General features: G+C 36.5%; 19 protein-coding genes. 18 read left to right on the top strand and 1 reads right to left on the bottom strand.

Annotated elements, in window-relative coordinates; translation table 11 throughout:
• Positions 1-8: 8 nt before the first annotated feature.
• The 11 genes from AB1K81_RS10175 (at position 9) to AB1K81_RS10125 (ending at position 6,791) form a co-directional block, all read left to right on the top strand.
• The gene (locus AB1K81_RS10175) at positions 9-968 is read left to right on the top strand and encodes an acetamidase/formamidase family protein (RefSeq protein ID WP_412976548.1); all 960 of its coding nucleotides are present in this window, start codon (positions 9-11) and stop codon (positions 966-968) included.
• Positions 969-1,047: 79 nt separating this feature from the next.
• The gene (locus AB1K81_RS10170) at positions 1,048-1,785 is read left to right on the top strand and encodes an alpha/beta fold hydrolase (protein ID WP_412976547.1); all 738 of its coding nucleotides are present in this window, start codon (positions 1,048-1,050) and stop codon (positions 1,783-1,785) included.
• 201 nt (positions 1,786-1,986) lie between these two features.
• Positions 1,987-2,418, top strand: a complete 432-nt coding sequence (locus AB1K81_RS10165) for a helix-turn-helix domain-containing protein (RefSeq protein ID WP_412976546.1) — start codon at positions 1,987-1,989, stop codon at positions 2,416-2,418.
• Positions 2,418-3,155, top strand: coding sequence for an ABC transporter ATP-binding protein (locus AB1K81_RS10160; protein WP_412976545.1), 738 nt, complete (start codon positions 2,418-2,420; stop codon positions 3,153-3,155). The genes AB1K81_RS10165 and AB1K81_RS10160 overlap by 1 nt, the downstream gene beginning before the upstream one ends.
• Positions 3,152-3,883 (top strand): ABC transporter permease, encoded by a 732-nt coding sequence (locus AB1K81_RS10155; RefSeq protein ID WP_412976544.1) that lies wholly within the window; start codon positions 3,152-3,154, stop codon positions 3,881-3,883. Before AB1K81_RS10160 ends, AB1K81_RS10155 begins: the two co-directional genes overlap by 4 nt.
• Before the next feature lie 233 nt (positions 3,884-4,116).
• Positions 4,117-4,341 carry a helix-turn-helix domain-containing protein gene (locus AB1K81_RS10150; protein ID WP_412976543.1) on the top strand — a complete coding sequence of 75 codons (225 nt, stop codon included), beginning with the start codon at positions 4,117-4,119 and terminating at the stop codon, positions 4,339-4,341.
• Positions 4,342-4,447: 106 nt separating this feature from the next.
• The gene (locus AB1K81_RS10145; RefSeq protein WP_412976542.1) at positions 4,448-4,912 is read left to right on the top strand and encodes an NUDIX domain-containing protein; all 465 of its coding nucleotides are present in this window, start codon (positions 4,448-4,450) and stop codon (positions 4,910-4,912) included.
• Positions 4,913-4,951: 39 nt separating this feature from the next.
• Positions 4,952-5,293 carry an NIPSNAP family protein gene (locus AB1K81_RS10140; RefSeq protein ID WP_412976541.1) on the top strand — a complete coding sequence of 114 codons (342 nt, stop codon included), beginning with the start codon at positions 4,952-4,954 and terminating at the stop codon, positions 5,291-5,293.
• Positions 5,294-5,452: 159 nt separating this feature from the next.
• Positions 5,453-5,782, top strand: coding sequence for a hypothetical protein (locus AB1K81_RS10135; RefSeq protein ID WP_412976540.1), 330 nt, complete (start codon positions 5,453-5,455; stop codon positions 5,780-5,782).
• Positions 5,783-5,807: 25 nt separating this feature from the next.
• On the top strand, positions 5,808-6,347 hold the full coding sequence (locus tag AB1K81_RS10130; protein ID WP_412976539.1) for a nucleotidyltransferase domain-containing protein: 540 nt from the start codon (positions 5,808-5,810) through the stop codon (positions 6,345-6,347).
• A 21-nt stretch (positions 6,348-6,368) separates the two neighbouring features.
• Entirely contained in the window at positions 6,369-6,791 is a 423-nt protein-coding gene (locus AB1K81_RS10125; protein WP_412976538.1) for a VOC family protein, read from the top strand.
• A gap of 191 nt (positions 6,792-6,982) precedes the next feature.
• Here the strand turns inward: AB1K81_RS10125 and mgtE are convergent, their stop codons facing one another.
• Positions 6,983-8,341 carry a magnesium transporter gene (mgtE, locus tag AB1K81_RS10120; protein WP_412976537.1) on the bottom strand — a complete coding sequence of 453 codons (1,359 nt, stop codon included), beginning with the start codon at positions 8,339-8,341 and terminating at the stop codon, positions 6,983-6,985.
• A 396-nt stretch (positions 8,342-8,737) separates the two neighbouring features.
• On the opposite strand from mgtE, the gene AB1K81_RS10115 reads away from it, so the two are divergent.
• From AB1K81_RS10115 to AB1K81_RS10085, 7 genes are all read left to right on the top strand, one after another.
• On the top strand, positions 8,738-8,953 hold the full coding sequence (locus tag AB1K81_RS10115; protein ID WP_412976536.1) for a hypothetical protein: 216 nt from the start codon (positions 8,738-8,740) through the stop codon (positions 8,951-8,953).
• A 209-nt stretch (positions 8,954-9,162) separates the two neighbouring features.
• Positions 9,163-9,846 (top strand): response regulator transcription factor, encoded by a 684-nt coding sequence (locus AB1K81_RS10110; RefSeq protein ID WP_412976535.1) that lies wholly within the window; start codon positions 9,163-9,165, stop codon positions 9,844-9,846.
• On the top strand, positions 9,843-11,690 hold the full coding sequence (locus AB1K81_RS10105) for a sensor histidine kinase (protein ID WP_412976534.1): 1,848 nt from the start codon (positions 9,843-9,845) through the stop codon (positions 11,688-11,690). The genes AB1K81_RS10110 and AB1K81_RS10105 overlap by 4 nt, the downstream gene beginning before the upstream one ends.
• A gap of 165 nt (positions 11,691-11,855) precedes the next feature.
• Positions 11,856-12,677 carry a polysaccharide deacetylase family protein gene (locus tag AB1K81_RS10100; protein ID WP_412976533.1) on the top strand — a complete coding sequence of 274 codons (822 nt, stop codon included), beginning with the start codon at positions 11,856-11,858 and terminating at the stop codon, positions 12,675-12,677.
• A 109-nt stretch (positions 12,678-12,786) separates the two neighbouring features.
• Complete coding sequence (locus AB1K81_RS10095) at positions 12,787-13,476, top strand: N-acetylmuramoyl-L-alanine amidase family protein (RefSeq protein WP_412976532.1); 690 nt, start codon at positions 12,787-12,789, stop codon at positions 13,474-13,476.
• Between the two features lie 111 nt (positions 13,477-13,587).
• On the top strand, positions 13,588-14,289 hold the full coding sequence (locus tag AB1K81_RS10090) for an AraC family transcriptional regulator (protein ID WP_412976531.1): 702 nt from the start codon (positions 13,588-13,590) through the stop codon (positions 14,287-14,289).
• An 81-nt stretch (positions 14,290-14,370) separates the two neighbouring features.
• Positions 14,371-15,246 (top strand): EamA family transporter, encoded by an 876-nt coding sequence (locus tag AB1K81_RS10085; protein ID WP_412976530.1) that lies wholly within the window; start codon positions 14,371-14,373, stop codon positions 15,244-15,246.
• The last annotated feature ends 117 nt before the right edge of the window (positions 15,247-15,363 follow it).

Genomic DNA, 15,363 nt, shown 5'->3' with positions numbered 1-15,363 from the left:
CTTCACATATGTCAAAAATTTATCGATTAAACCCGAGTTCAAAGTCACTCCACGGTTTCTTCAGTAAAGATTTAGAACCTGCTTTAGAAATAGATTCAGGGGATACAGTTCATTTTCAAACACTAGACAGTGCGTGGGGTGTCGAGAAGCGGAAAGCATTAGGGGAACCTAGAAAAAGATTCAGTGATGTTCAACCTTCACGGATGCCAAAACAATTTGGCCATTCATTAGTCGGCCCAGTTTACATTAGGGATGCAAAGCCAGGTCAAACTTTAGAAATTAAGATTAATGAAATTATACCTGGCTCATGGGGATGGACTTCAGCAGGGGGATATCCTAGCTACTGGAATAAGAAATTAGAAATGGTCGAGGAAAAAGAAGTGATGCTAGATTTTGAATTAGATATTAATCGAATGATTGGAAGAAGTCAATTTGGAAATTTTGATTTTACTGTAAAGCTAAATCCTTTCATGGGAATTATGGGAATGCCACCCTGTATACCTGGACAACATACAACTATTTCACCTAGGGCGACGGGAGGGAATATGGACTGTAAAGAGTTGCAAGCAGGAAGTACATTATATTTACCTATTGAGGTAGATGGAGGGCTGTTTTCTACCGGAGATGGGCATGCTGTGCAGGGAGATGGAGAAGTTAGCGGGCCCGCATTAGAATGTCCTATGGAAAAAGTAAATATAACCTTTACAGTAAGACATGATATTCAGATTAAAATGCCTAGAGCAAAAACAAATACTGGTTGGCTAACAATGGGGTTTCATGAAAATCTTGAAGAAGCTATGTGGTTAGCTTTAAGTGAGATGCTTGATTTAATGTCATCTTTATATAAGATATCACGAACAGAGGCGTATGCATACGCTACGATGGTCGTTGACCTACGAATAACTCAAATTGTTAATGTTTGCAAAGGTGTTCATGCATTTCTACCTTTTCACGCATTAGGAAAGTAGAAGATTCAAATCATCAGCACCGTATGTTCAAGCTAAATAAAATAATCTATTATTTTATAAAAAAGGTGGGAATGATCAAATGATTTATAACGATAGTTGGGTTGATAATAACGGTATTAACATACACTATGTGGAAATAAATGCTAATTTAAAGGGAGAGGCTCCTTTGGTAATTATTCCTGGACTTTCGGAATCGGCAGAAGATTATATTTCGGTAATTGAAAATCTCTCTCCTAGACACTGTATCTGTATCACGCTTAGGGGGCGTGGCAAAAGCGACACGCCAGAAACTGGATATAGTTTGGATGATCATATCAGTGATATAGAAGCTGTTGTTAAGTATCTGGAGCTGAAAGACTTTATTTTATTCGGCTACTCTAGAAGTGTTTCATATGTACTTAAATACTCGCTAAAAAACAAAAACTTAGTTAAAGGATTAATCATTGGTGACTATCCTGCTATTCATACACAACTCCCTCAAGGGTGGGTTGAGTTTTTCTCATCCTTACCGCCTTGGAGGGGAAAACCTTTATCTCAAAGAATGAGTCATACAGCATTGCTTGGTATACAAAAAGAGTCTGCTCAAGTTATATTTTGGGATGATTTATCATCAATTGAATGCCCCGTCCTTATTATTCGTGCCGGGAAACATGGAGGAGCGTTATCATTAGAAGCCGGAAAACAATATTTAGAGAAATTGCCCCAAGCAAACTTAGTCGTATTTGATGAATCGGATCATAATATTTTTGAACCCAACTTAGATAAATTCATACAAACTATAGATTTGTTTATGAATAATTGTCATTCAGAACTATGAGAACTTTCGCCCCTTTTTAGGGGTTTTTCTTTTATGAGGAGTACTAAAGCAGTATGGAAAGACTTCTCCAGTGTTTTTACCTTTCTCATTTCAGCTTAAGATTTTAATTAATATGCTACGAATATTAACATTGGTGTAACTGAAAGTTGGTAGAAAACAGTTTAATAACGGTCCATACTAAATATAGGGGGTATGAAAAATATGATAAGTACGAATTTGAAGAAACTACGATTGCATCATAAATTAACACAAGAAGAGGTTGCTTTCAGGATTAATGTGTCAAGACAGGTGGTAGCTAAATGGGAAAAGGGTGAATCAACACCTGATTTAGGGCATTGTCAGGCGTTAGCTAAATTGTATAACGTTTCTCTTGATAATTTAGTGAATTTTGACGGAGAAGATTCGAACTTGATTATACCTCCAAAGGGAAAGTACTTTTTTGGCGTTGCAAAAATAGGAGACCGTGGGCAAATCGTTGTTCCTAAAAAGGCACGTGATGTATTTCAAATAAAACCTGGGGACTCTCTTGTTATTTTAGGAGATGAAGAACGAGGTCTTGCAATTGTACCTGAAAAGATGATGTATGCATTTTTAAATCTTTTGCAAACACCGTTTCATAAGGAGGATGAATGATGGATTATGCAATTTCAATTAATCATTTAACGAAAAAATACAAGGAAAAAACTGTGGCTGATCATGTATCACTTTCCATAAAAAAGGGGGAGTTGTTTGGATTATTAGGTGTAAACGGAGCAGGGAAAACAACATTAATCAAAATGTTGTGTTGCTTATTATCTCCTACAAGCGGTCAGGCCTCTATACTAGGATATGATATTAAAAAAAATCAAGAACAAGTCAAGGAAATTATCGCAGTCTCCCCGCAAGAAACCGCAATTGCCCCTAATTTAACAGTTCGTGAAAACTTGGAATTAATGGCCGGCATTCATGGATACACAAAAAAAGAGGTAAAAGAAAAAACAGCTAATATGATTGTTAATTTTTCACTACAACCATATGAAAATCAAAAAAGTAAAAAATTGTCCGGTGGTTGGCAACGGAAACTCAGTATTGCTCTTGCACTCATTTCAGAACCTAAAATTCTATTTCTAGATGAGCCTACACTAGGCTTGGATATTTTAGGTCGTAGGGAATTATGGGCACTAATTAAAAAATTGAAAGAAAAAACAACCATTGTTTTAACAACTCATTATTTAGAAGAAGCAGAAACCTTATGTGATCGTATTTGTGTCATGAAAGAAGGGGAAGTAAAGGCGATAGGGACAGTCGAAGAAATGACACTTATGACAAACTCTGAAAAATTTGAGGATGCCTTTGTAAAAATTGTTACAAGGGAGGAGGGGTTAGCATGAAAACATTTGTTTTTGCTAATCGAGTAATGAAAGAAATTATTAGGGATCCTATATCATTGTTTTTTGGCCTGGCCTTTCCTCTCATTTTACTAATACTTTTATCGGCGATTAACAGAAGTATCCCTGTGGACTTATTTAATATAGCTTTATTAGCTCCGGGTATTGCTGTGTTTGGTCTTTCCTTTATGGCCTTGTTTGCGGCTCAAGTATTAGCAAAAGATCGTGCTAGTTCTTTTTTAACCAGATTATTTACAACACCGATGACAGCTCATAATTTTATTTTAGGATATATGTTACCTTTGATAATAATGTCAGTTATACAAATAGCATTTTGCCTCTTTGCTGCATTATTTCTAGGGCTTGATTTTACCATTACGATTTTTGCAACAATTATGATGTTAATACCAATGGCGTTAATATATATTGGCATTGGTCTGATTTGTGGAACATTGTTTAGCGAAAAGGCAGCAATAGGAATTTGTGGTGCTCTCCTTACTAATGTTTCGGCATGGTTATCGGGAGTTTGGTTTGATTTAGAGTTAGTAGGAGGAATTTTTAAGGACATCGCCAATATACTGCCATTTGTCCATGCGGTTGAAGTCGGCAAATCTGTATTGGATGGATATTATACAAACATGTTTCCACATATTTGGTGGGTAATTAGTTATGCGGTTATAATCATGGTTATTTCAATATTTGTCTTTAAAAGGAAAACTCAAGAAGTTTAGGTTAATGAATATTGATTACCAAAATTCAAAGCTAACAATTATATGAATGTAGCTAAACTAATTGGTCCGTTAGTTGAATAAGAATAATAAAAAGAAAACACTTGAAAATGATATGCTCCCCTATAGGTAGACAGATTAAAAAATAAGAATCTGGGTGCTTATGGGGGAGTATTTATTTATGTCCAAAAGATCTTACGCTGTAGAAGAGAAATCCGAGATATAAAAGGCATTAGATGAGCGTTATTCAACGTATGAACTTGAAATATAACGTGCATCATTCAACCGTTTTAAAATGGAAACACAAGTATGATAAATATGGTTTAGAAGGTCTGAAGGATTCTGCTACTTGGAAAAAGTATTCAAAGGAATTTAAGCTAGCTGCCATAAGAGATTGTCTGTCTTTTGGTTTAGTCTCGTTATCCGTACTACTTATTCTAAGAAGAATGCTTTTCTTTTAGTAAAATACCGATAGTATATTCGGAATATTATGTTAGTATTATACTTAAGATTTGTGTTAATCGAGCAAGATACACGAAAAAAACAAGACGAGATGGGGGAGAGATAATGCAAATTAGAAGTTCTGTACAAGCAGTGATTGTAAAAAATGAAAAAGTCCTGACTGTTAAGAAAGTCGCTTATGATAACAAAACTATGTACATTTTGCCAGGGGGTGGGCAAGAACATGGTGAAACCTTGAAAGAAGCAGTTGTGAGGGAGTGTATGGAGGAAACAGGTTTAATCGTAGAGGCGAAGGAACTCTTGTATGTGTCGGAATATATAGGGAAAAATCATCAACACGCTGAATGGGATTCTCATGTTCATGTTGTTGCTCATCTCTTTCTCTGTTCCATAATAGATGAAAAAGGTTTCAATAAAGGTAGTGAAACAGACCCTGAACAAGTGGCCTTAGAATGGTTGCCGATAGTAGAGTTATCAAACTATGAGTTTTATCCCTCAAAAATAATCCCTCATTTAATAAATGGTATTCGTAATGAAAAGACCCAGGTTTATGTAGGCGATATGGGCTAATAAGGGTTAGTTTGAAGAAAGATTATGGGAGTGAAAAGCTTGTTTTATAGAAGGAAGATTTACATTGTGAAGAATGAATTTGTTGAGTTTTTCAATGCTCATTTTAATGAGAACAATTTACCTAATCAACTAAAACATGGGGCAAGATTAGTAGGAAGATGGATGATTCCGAATGATGAAACAACGACCGAAATATTTGCTATTTGGGAATATGACAGTTATGAGAAATATAAAGAGATTGAGGCAAATGTACGGAGTGATCAAGAGCATGTGAGTAGGGTTAACGAATGGTTCGATAAACATGGGGGAAGAGATTATGTCTTTGAAAATTATTTACTAGAAGTACGCAATGAAGAGTTGAAGTCAACGTTGTATAATTAAGAGCAATGAATGCTGAAGCAGTTGGATTGGACGTATATGCCTGTAATGAAGCCGGTGTTAGGCTATACAAGTCAATGTGAATGAAAAATAGAACCAATCGAATGGAATTATCATTATAGATATTTTAGTTACAGGAAATAAATCAAGGAGGAAAATTTTATGCCATTAGAAGAAGGGGTAATGGGTTTATTAATTGGTGGATTTACTATTGTTATGGGAATCACTTTAGTAGTGACTGTAATGCTTTGGATAAAAAATAAAAATAATAGTTCGGGGTATATCTGGACATTGTTACACCTACTAACATTTTCGATTGCAATATATTTAGCACTTAAAGTTATCGGATTTGATTATAATCACCCAATGGCACCAGAAAATATCTCCTTTCAAATTGGTATTTCTGGGTTAGTATGGGCATTGAGTATGTTGTGCTTAGTAATCGCGTTGTTTTCATTTTCGAAGAGTAGAAAATCTGGACGAGCAAATTAATATATTGAGGAATTGGAGATATACCATGACATATGAAGAGCTTGATACACTGACAAAATCGCAATTGAACGTCTTGAAGGAAATTATTGCTGTTTCTGAGGCAGCTGAAGTGGATTTCTGGTTGCGTGGAGGATGGGCAATTGACTTTTTACTTGGCAAGATTACACGTCCGCACGATGATATTGATGTAGTAACATGGATACAAAATAGAGAACAACTGGAAAATAAACTGATAAAAATAGGTTATGAGAGGACGTTTGTTAAAGAAGAATTTCGTGATAGACAGTCTGATTTTTGTAAGGGTGATGTAGAAATCACGTTTAGCTATATAACTCTGAAAGAGGATGAAAATCTTATATTGAATGGACTACCTGAATGGGTATGGAGACCGGATTCCTTGCTTCACAAAACCTTTATGCTGAATGGGGTGTCAGCTCGTGTTTTGCATCCAACACAACTTTTAGAAGAAAAAGAGGTTTATGAACAAATTGGGCGAGTTCCTAGACAGAAAGATGCCAACAGTAAAAAGGTTTTACAGCGAGTAATAGAGGAAGGATTGTATTAAGAGTGTTTAGGAGGTATTAAGATGAAACCACGAATTTCAGTTATAACATTAGGGGTAGATGATTTGGAGAGGTCGTTAAAATTTTACCGAGATGGTCTAGGGCTGCAAACAGATGGGATAGTAGGACAAGAATTTGAGCATGGTGCTGTTGCATTTTTTGAATTACAAGCAGGACTGAAGCTTGCACTTTGGAATCGTAAAGATATAGCCCATGATACTAGTATAAAACTGTCCCCGATTAGTCCGACTGAATTTACGATTGGTCATAATGTTGCGAGCAAAGAAGAAGTCAATATCGTAATGGAGCAGGCGGAGAAAGCTGGTGCAAAGATTACAGTACGTGCACACGATACTTTTTGGGGAGGATATTCTGGATATTTCCAAGATCCGGACGAACATGTATGGGAAGTAGTTTGGAATCCTGCTTGGGAAATGACGGAATAGGGAAATGCTAAGGAACGTTTTCCTAAAGCAATGAAGGACGAGGTAATGCATCTGGCTTTTTAACCGCGCTCCAACAATTCTAAAAAAATCACATAGGTTAAACCATCTGCATTACCTGTCAAGATGTGGAATAATAAATCTCTCTGGCTAAAGCTACGCCTCTTAAGTTAATGTGGGCTAAGCCTCCGCCATCACATCAACTTCGATAAAAACATCGTCGCGATGCCGAAATAAATAAGTAGCGATAAAATATCATTAATCGTTGTAATGAGCGGGCCAGAAGCAACAGCAGGATCGACTTTGAATTTATAAAGAATCAAAGGGATAATCGTTCCAGCTAGTGTCCCAATAATCAGCGTAATCAACAAGGAGCTTCCTACTACTATGCCGAGTGTTAGATTGCCTTGCCACACATAGGCAATACCAGCAATCATAATGGCACACGTAACACCTATAATGATTCCAACCCATAATTCACGGGAAATGAGCTTCACAACTTGTTTAAAATCCAAGTCCTTGGATACTAATCCTCGAACGACAACGGCAAGTGACTGTGTTCCCGTGTTACCGGTCATCCCAGCAATCATCGGCATAAAGTAGGCAAGGGCGACAATTTGTTCTAATGTCGCGGAAAAGCCGTCGATAATACTACCGGATATAAGTCCAATAAATAAAAGTAAAACTAGCCAAGGTAAGCGTCTATAAGCAGCAACAAAAGGCTTCGTGTTAAAATCAATCGCCTTACCAGATGCGGATAATTTTTCAATGTCTTCGTTTGCCTCTTGAATCACGACGTCGATAATATCATCGACTGTAATTACCCCAACTAATCTGTTTTCCTCTTCCACAACCGGAATGGAGACAAAGTCGTAGTTGGAAATTAATCTAGCAACTTCCTCTTGGTCTGTAAGAACATCAACTTTTACAACCCTGCTATACATAATATCTTCAATCTTATCTTGCAATTCCCCGAGCAGTAAATCCTTATACGATACAACGCCGACGAGATTTTTTTGTTCATCAATGACGTACAGGTAGTTCAAGTATTCCGCAAGCTCGGCAAAGTGCTTTAGCTTATCAACTGCTTCTCGGATGGTGTAGTGCTTCGGAATCCAAACATAGCGGTTATTCATGATTCTACCAGCGGTTTCAGGAGGATAGTTCATTAAATTTTGGACGATTTGCGATTCTTCCTGCTTCATCTCAGAAAGCAGTTCTTCGATTTTCTCTGGCTCTAAGTTCGTTAGCATACTCGCTAGGTCATCGTTTTCCATTAAATCGAGAACTTTAGTCGACTTCTCAATGCCCAACTTTTGAAGAACGTCTAGTTGTTCTTCATTTTCCAGCTCTTGAATGAACTCAGTCAGCTGTTCAATGGATAAATAGATGATAAATTTATTACGATGTTTAACCGGTAATTCCAGATATTGCTGTGCGATATCGTACGGCTGTAGTTCATCGATAATTTCTTGGAATGCTTGTTTCTTTCCGTCTTTTAGTGCCTGTATAATTAAAAGTGCGAGTTTCTCCTCGGTCATGTTTAATGCCATAAGAATCCCCTCCTTTTATAATGTTACGTGGTATATGAATAAAAAATCCTCATTACATTATTCCCATAACGTGCTTAGATGAAAAGTGTGTATGATATGAAGATTGCTCATGATTTTCTTTTAACATTAGTAAGGATATATGGTAAGTAGGAAAAGAGCAATACTTGAGTTTTGCTTCAAGAATCGTTTTAATGATTTAGTAAATTCCTTCTATCCTTTATTTGAGCGTGATTAACTTCCAATCTCGTATCAAATTGTAAAAATATTTCTCCTATGCTAGAGTGAATTTAATATTTAGTCAGGAAGAGGCTATTAATGTATTTACCCATACAGTAGAACGCTTTCCATATCATTGGCATGAGGATATGGAAATTTTATTTGTCCTAGAAGGAGCTCTTGAAATTAGGGTTAGGCAGGGTAGATAAAAAGGGGTTTGGAATACTTCTCTATTTTATTGTTTTACTTACCAAGAAATTCTTGCTAGTTATCCGACTAGCGAATAATGTCATGTTCGTCATGAACATGCCTTTTCGCCAGATTCCTCGCTTCTCTCAAGGGAAGATTAGTGAGAAGATGGTTGACCGAATATTGAAGTTGATTAACTTTTGGTAGGAAATTAAAGGCATTGGGGCTAAAGAAGCTTCCGATGCCTATTTTTAGTAGATAGGATATTTGAAAACCATTTCCCGCCTGCATAAGAAAAACTTTTAGTGAAGCAATATGGTATTTATTACTATTCTTTATCTAATCTTTACATCTTATTGATATAATCTTTAGTACTTAGGAAAATAGTAAGGTTATACCATTAGAGGATGAATAATATGAAAGAGACTATATTAATAGTAGAAGATGAAGATATTTTAAGAGAGATTAATAAAGATTACTTTTTAGATGCAGGTTTTGATGTGCTTGAGGCAAGAAATGGTGCAGAAGCAGTGACCTTATTTGAAAATGTCGAAGTAGATTTGGTCGTGTTGGATATTATGATGCCGAAACTAGATGGCTGGTCAGTTTGTAAAAAAATACGTGAAACGTCAACTGTACCCATTATCATGTTAACGGCAAGATCTGACGAAGAGGATACCTTGTTAGGTTTTGAACTTGGGGCAGATGACTATGTCACCAAACCCTTTAGTCCTAGAGTTCTTTTAGCACGAGCTATGCGTTTACTCACTTCTCCGGCTAGTCAGAGTTTACAAGATCATGATGCGTTCTTAATCAGTAAACACCTTGAAGTGGATCTCCGTTCACACTCCGTAAAAGTCGAGGGTCATCCTGTTTCATTGACACATACTGAGTTTGAAATATTAACGTACTTAATGAAAAATAAAAATATCGTCATTTCGCGGGAGCAATTAATTGTTAACATTTGGGGATATGATTATGATGGGGACGATCGAACGATTAATACTCATATCCGGAATTTGCGCCATAAGTTAGGTGCATGTGCCAAACAAATTAAAACCATTGTTCGTGCGGGGTATAAATTTGAGGAATTAGAATGAGGAATCGTATTGTAGTCAAGCTGTTTTTACTCACATCGGCATTATGCTTACTTATATTGGGGAGTATCTATGTAGGACAAACCATCCTCTTTGAAGATTATTATGCCCATAATAAAATGGAGCAGCTATCAGAGGCTGTCGACTTGTTCAAGCATGATTACCAACAGGTAGAAGAAGATGAAATGAAGCGCCAAGAAATAGAGCAAAGGTTTTATCAAGAAAATAATGCTTGGATAACGGTGTTAGATCAAGATGGGTATATAAAAGGTACAAAAGATTATCATATCAAATTGGAGCGAGCTTTTGTTGGTGAGGGTGACCTGCTAACCTTTACAGAAGAGGAGTTTTTTATACCGATCTATTATTTAGAGGATACGTACCAAGAAAATGAACGAATTGATTACTTTGAGGGGAAAGAGGATCATTTAATAGAAATTCATAGTATTAATAAAAATGGGGAGATATACCCTTATGAATTAATGTTAAGCAAAGAGGAGTTCACGTATGAAACACAAATTCCTTCTTCTAACCCTTTTATGTGGAATAATAGTATTGAAAATGTAAGCTATTGGAAGAATAACGTGCTAATGACGGAGGTAGATAAACTTCATGAAACGGAGCATGTTAGAAAAGAAATCATATATGGTAGTATAGGTGATATACAATTACCAAGTAGTAATTTGTTGTATGCATCAACATTTTCCAACCGATTGTTTCTAGAAAGAATTAAGCAATTCCAAATAGATCTTATTGTAAACGGTAATCCAGCTACGGTGTCTAATGAATTTGAGTATGAGGAAAATGGGATTAATTACCGAATTTTGATCGATCAGGAAGAGGATAGAAATGGAGAAACGATATACTTTTTCACCATGGCTTCTTTACAACCAATTAATGAAGCGGTAGAGATGATGGAGGATTATTATGTTTACATAATTATTGCGGTCATCATTTTAACATTGCTAGTATCCTTTTATTATTCAAGAAAAATAACGAGTCCGTTGTTAAAAATTAATAATACTGCAAAACGGATAGCTAATTTAGATTTTGCGGAAAGGGTACCTGTTAAATCCAAGGATGAGATTGGGGAATTGGCTAAGAATATTAACTCTTTATCCGATACAATGCATTCTTATATTCAAGCATTACAGCAGGATATTGAGAAAGAAAGACAACTAGAAATGACACGTAAAAATTTTATTGCAGGTGTATCTCATGAACTAAAAACGCCGTTGAGTATTATGAGAAGTTGTATTGATATACTTCAAGATGAGGTTGCTGTTGAGAAAAGGGAATATTATTTCTCTGCGATGAGTCAAGAAGTAAGGCGGATGGACCGATTAATAGTTGATATGTTGGAGTTAGCAAAGTTTGAATCAGGAACTTATAAAATGAACATGGACATGTTTCGTTTGGATGAACTGATAAATAGATCATATCAGCAACTTCTCATTAAAGCCCGTGATAAGAGATTAAAGGTTCATTTAAATCAAAATGATATAGAAGTTGTAGCTAATGAACATTGGATTGAACGGGTGGTTACAAATTTCTTGAATAATGCCATACGTCATACACCAGAATCGGGTCAAATTAGGATTACTACTATAGAAGTGAGCGGAAAAGTAAAAATAGAGATTGAAAATGAGGGTAATCCAATCGAACAAAATCAATTGGAGAAAATATGGGATAGCTTTTACCAAGGCGACAAGGATCAACGCTCGAAGGAAGGGACAGGGCTTGGCCTTGCGATTTCTAAGAATATTTTGGAATTACATGGTGTAGCGTATGGGGTATATAACACGGAGTTAGGTGTTTGCTTTTACTTTTATTTAAATAAAAAATAAATAAGTAATATGGAAGAGCCGTTTAGCGAAGGATTAAGTGATCAAAGCTAGATGGCTTTTTAATCTTTACCTTATATTTATACTATCTTTCCTTTATCTTTATTTCATTTGATTACGCTACTTTCATAGAAATTTAAAGATGAAGTAGAGGGAAGGGAAGTAGAAGTGAAGAAATATGGATTGCCTATTATGATAATGGTCATTATTGTATTGTTATTTTTATTAGTAGATTGGATAAGTTCTATAAGAGTTGGTTCTTATAATGTTGAAGAGGCTAATAGGAATATAATGATAGATTTAGAGCCTAAGAATGTTCCTTTAAATAGAGAGGGGAAATCACAACCAGATACAGAAAGCAACAGAATAGTGTACCTAACATTTGATGATGGGCCAAGTCCAGTTTCTAATGACATATTGGATACGCTAAAGACGTTTGATGCGAAAGCAACCTTTTTTATGCTTGACCCAGCAATGAGGGTAAACCCAGACGTGGTAAAACGTACGGTTATGGAAGGGCATGCTGTTGGGCTACACGGCGTGACCCATGATAAAAATAAATTCTATCAATCTGAACTTGCTGCGTTAAGTGAAATGAAGACAGCACAAGAAACGCTTCTACGTATTACGGGGGTTACTACTCATCTGATTCGTACACCTTATGGAAGTGTTCCATATTTGACAGAATCTTTTCGAGATGTACTTAATCATAATGGTTTTCGATTATGGGATTGGAATGTCGATAGTAGTGATTGGAATTTAATGGAGGATGAATATGTACAGCAAGTTATTTCACAAATAGAAGAACTAGATAAATATGGAATAACGCCGATTATTTTGATGCATGATCAAGATGGAACAGCACATCATTTATCAACATTACTAGCCTATTTAAAGGAGCATGGATATAAAACAGGAGTAATAGACGAGCATATGGAGTCTTATAGTTTTAATTGTTATGATCGTTGTTACCCCGTTGATGAGGAATAAAATTAAAAACTTAATTTCATATTCATTTAATCTTCATCTTGTCTTTATTTCGTGACCTTAATCTATTCATATCAAGATTAACTACACGGGAATATAGAGGAGAATATAGATGAACAAATGGATGAAGTGGATAGTAGGTACATTATTAGTAATTCTGCTATTTTTTGTGTTAAAAGATGAAGACGATTCAAATGAAATGATAGAGGAGATAGGCCATATTACTAATCACGAAAATATAATAGAAAAAGCTCCAGGAGAAAGTTACAAGGTTGTGATTGATGCAGGTCATGGTGGTGAAGATCCAGGAGCTATTGGAGCTAGTGGTTCCTATGAAAAAGATTTCACATTACAATTAGCGAAAAAGGTACAAGCATTATTGGAACAAGAATCGGAGCTGGAGGTTTATATGACTCGGAAAGAAGATGTTTTTCTATCAGCAGAAACAAGAGAGAGGCCAAACTTTGCTAATAGTAAACAAGCCGATTTGTTTGTCTCGATACATGGGAATACGTTTGAGGATCCAGCAGTAACGGGGACGGAAACTTTTTATTACCATAAAAATTCCAAAAAGTTGGCGAATACCTTACATAAGCATGTAGTAAGGGAAACAGGGTTTCGCGATAGAGGGGTGAAGAGGGAGAATTATTTTGTCTTAAAAGATACAACGATGCCTGCCGTATTGTTGGAAGTTGGTTATATAACGAATCCTCACGATGAGGAAAGAATGTTGTCAGAAGACTTCCAACAATCAGTTGCAGAAGCTATTCGAGATGGGATATTAGAATATTTAAGTAAATAGTGGACAAATAAGGAAAGGGCTATATTACATAGGTCTTTTCTTTTTTATTTTTGGTGAATATGCAATGGTATAATTATATATAAATAGTACAATAAAATTAGGAGGGATTACATGCAACATCTCCATCAAGTAATCTGCGAAAAACGAACCTACACCAAAGAGTTCCAATCCCACCAACATGATTTCGGTCAATTTCTTTTTCCATTACAAGGTACGTTAGATATACAGACAGATTGGCAAGCGGTCAATCTGAATTCGGATTATTGCTTTTACCTTCCACCAAATTGTGATCATCTTTACCGTTCCGTGGACCGGAATGAGTTCCTTATTTTAGATATACCAATCCGGTATTTACCAGAAGAAACGAGCAGTATGTACATACGATTAGATAAACAGTGGGATGCGATCCGGTATTTGTTGTTAGAAGAAGCGAGAAGGGGAAACGACAACTCTTCCTTAGTGGATTTAACTAGATATGTCACGAATAAACTTCAAGTCTCGAATTCTCCTTCCATAGACTATATTCATAAGCATTATAAGGAGTCTATTAAAGTCGAAACATTAGCCATGTTAGAGCATTACCACCCGACTTATTATTCCGCCTGGTTTAAGAAAAAAACTGGGAAGAGTCCGAAAGCATATATTTCGGACCTGCGTTTACAAGAGGCAAAGCATCTTCTCCTTTCGAGCGATTGGTCCATGTCTGCGATTAGTGAGGAATTAGGGTTTGAAAATTCTTCCTCATTTACGAGATGGTTCGTTGGATGCGAAGGTGTATCCCCGCAGAAATATAGAATGCTTATAAATGGATAAAAAGGATATTAAACTTCGTAAAGAAAATTCTCCTGGAATTTTCTACGATTAGTTTATATCTTTTTTGTTGAGGTGAGCTATGTGAAAGGAAACCTTTCTCCTTTTCTTATATTACTTGCAGGCATCCTATGGGGAACTACCGGGACAACCCAAGCGTTTGCACCAGATTCTGCACACCCGATCGCGATAGGTGCATCGAGACTGGCAGTGGGTGGCTTATTTTTGTTGCTTATTGTTTTGATCACCGGGAAGTGGAATTTCAAAAACTGGCCAATGAAGCCAACATTACTAGCTTCTTTCTGTATGGCTGTGTTCCAACCATTATTTTTCTCTGCAGTTACGATAACTGGAGTGGCAATTGGGACAGTAGTAGCCATAGGGAGCGCTCCTGTTTTGTCCGGTTTTATGGAATGGATTATTTTGAAAAAACGTCCTCGTATGATTTGGTGGTTTTCTACTTTTCTATCTATCTTAGGTTGTCTTTTGTTATTTGTGAATAAGGATTCCGTACAGGTGGATCCGTTTGGGATTGTCATGGCTTTGGGAGCGGGGCTATCGTTTGCGGGGTATACGTTAGCGAGTAGAGAACTAGTGGATCACTATTCATCTTTGTCGGTAGTCGCTATTGTCTTCAGCATTAGTGCTGTCTTCTTATCCCCATTTTTGTTTATATATGATATGGCTTGGATAACGAGTCTACGAGGTTTAAGTGTAAGTCTCCATCTTGGAATCGTTGCAACGGGGATTGCTTATTTACTATTTGTCAAAGGACTTACCCGCGTGCCTTCATCGACTGCCGTTACGCTTGCCCTAGCAGAACCGTTAACAGCTGCATTATTAGGTGTTTTCGTCTTGGGAGAATCGTTAAGCTTTGTTTCTTGGATAGGGCTGGTGCTGTTATTGGTCGGGATTGGGATGTTAATGAGGGGTTCTGAGAAGTCTGATGGGAGAGAATAAATTTGAACAAGTTTACTATGCTTTACAGCAGGATTAACTCTAGCTGTGACTTTCGAGCTTCTAAATAAAACGAAGTAACCGCCCTGTGACTTAGTCAAGCGATTACTTCATTTAGCT

It is taken from the genome of Ornithinibacillus jepli (assembly GCF_047228935.1).
Taxonomy (GTDB): domain Bacteria; phylum Bacillota; class Bacilli; order Bacillales; family Amphibacillaceae; genus Ornithinibacillus.
This window is presented reverse-complemented; position numbering and strand designations above follow the sequence as displayed.

Excerpts from the sequence above, each read along its gene's own strand:
- AB1K81_RS10110 (WP_412976535.1), top strand. The coding sequence starts at position 9,163 with ATGAAAGAGACTATATTAATAGTAGAAGATGAAGATATTTTAAGAGAG.
- AB1K81_RS10135 (WP_412976540.1), top strand. The coding sequence starts at position 5,453 with ATGCCATTAGAAGAAGGGGTAATGGGTTTATTAATTGGTGGATTTACT.
- AB1K81_RS10160 (WP_412976545.1), top strand. The coding sequence starts at position 2,418 with ATGGATTATGCAATTTCAATTAATCATTTAACGAAAAAATACAAGGAA.
- AB1K81_RS10150 (WP_412976543.1), top strand. The coding sequence starts at position 4,117 with ATGAGCGTTATTCAACGTATGAACTTGAAATATAACGTGCATCATTCA.
- AB1K81_RS10090 (WP_412976531.1), top strand. The coding sequence starts at position 13,588 with ATGCAACATCTCCATCAAGTAATCTGCGAAAAACGAACCTACACCAAA.
- AB1K81_RS10125 (WP_412976538.1), top strand. The coding sequence starts at position 6,369 with ATGAAACCACGAATTTCAGTTATAACATTAGGGGTAGATGATTTGGAG.
- mgtE (WP_412976537.1), bottom strand. The coding sequence starts at position 8,341 with ATGGCATTAAACATGACCGAGGAGAAACTCGCACTTTTAATTATACAG.
- AB1K81_RS10175 (WP_412976548.1), top strand. The coding sequence starts at position 9 with ATGTCAAAAATTTATCGATTAAACCCGAGTTCAAAGTCACTCCACGGT.
- AB1K81_RS10095 (WP_412976532.1), top strand. The coding sequence starts at position 12,787 with ATGAACAAATGGATGAAGTGGATAGTAGGTACATTATTAGTAATTCTG.
- AB1K81_RS10145 (WP_412976542.1), top strand. The coding sequence starts at position 4,448 with ATGCAAATTAGAAGTTCTGTACAAGCAGTGATTGTAAAAAATGAAAAA.
- AB1K81_RS10155 (WP_412976544.1), top strand. The coding sequence starts at position 3,152 with ATGAAAACATTTGTTTTTGCTAATCGAGTAATGAAAGAAATTATTAGG.
- AB1K81_RS10105 (WP_412976534.1), top strand. The coding sequence starts at position 9,843 with ATGAGGAATCGTATTGTAGTCAAGCTGTTTTTACTCACATCGGCATTA.
- AB1K81_RS10170 (WP_412976547.1), top strand. The coding sequence starts at position 1,048 with ATGATTTATAACGATAGTTGGGTTGATAATAACGGTATTAACATACAC.
- AB1K81_RS10165 (WP_412976546.1), top strand. The coding sequence starts at position 1,987 with ATGATAAGTACGAATTTGAAGAAACTACGATTGCATCATAAATTAACA.
- AB1K81_RS10130 (WP_412976539.1), top strand. The coding sequence starts at position 5,808 with ATGACATATGAAGAGCTTGATACACTGACAAAATCGCAATTGAACGTC.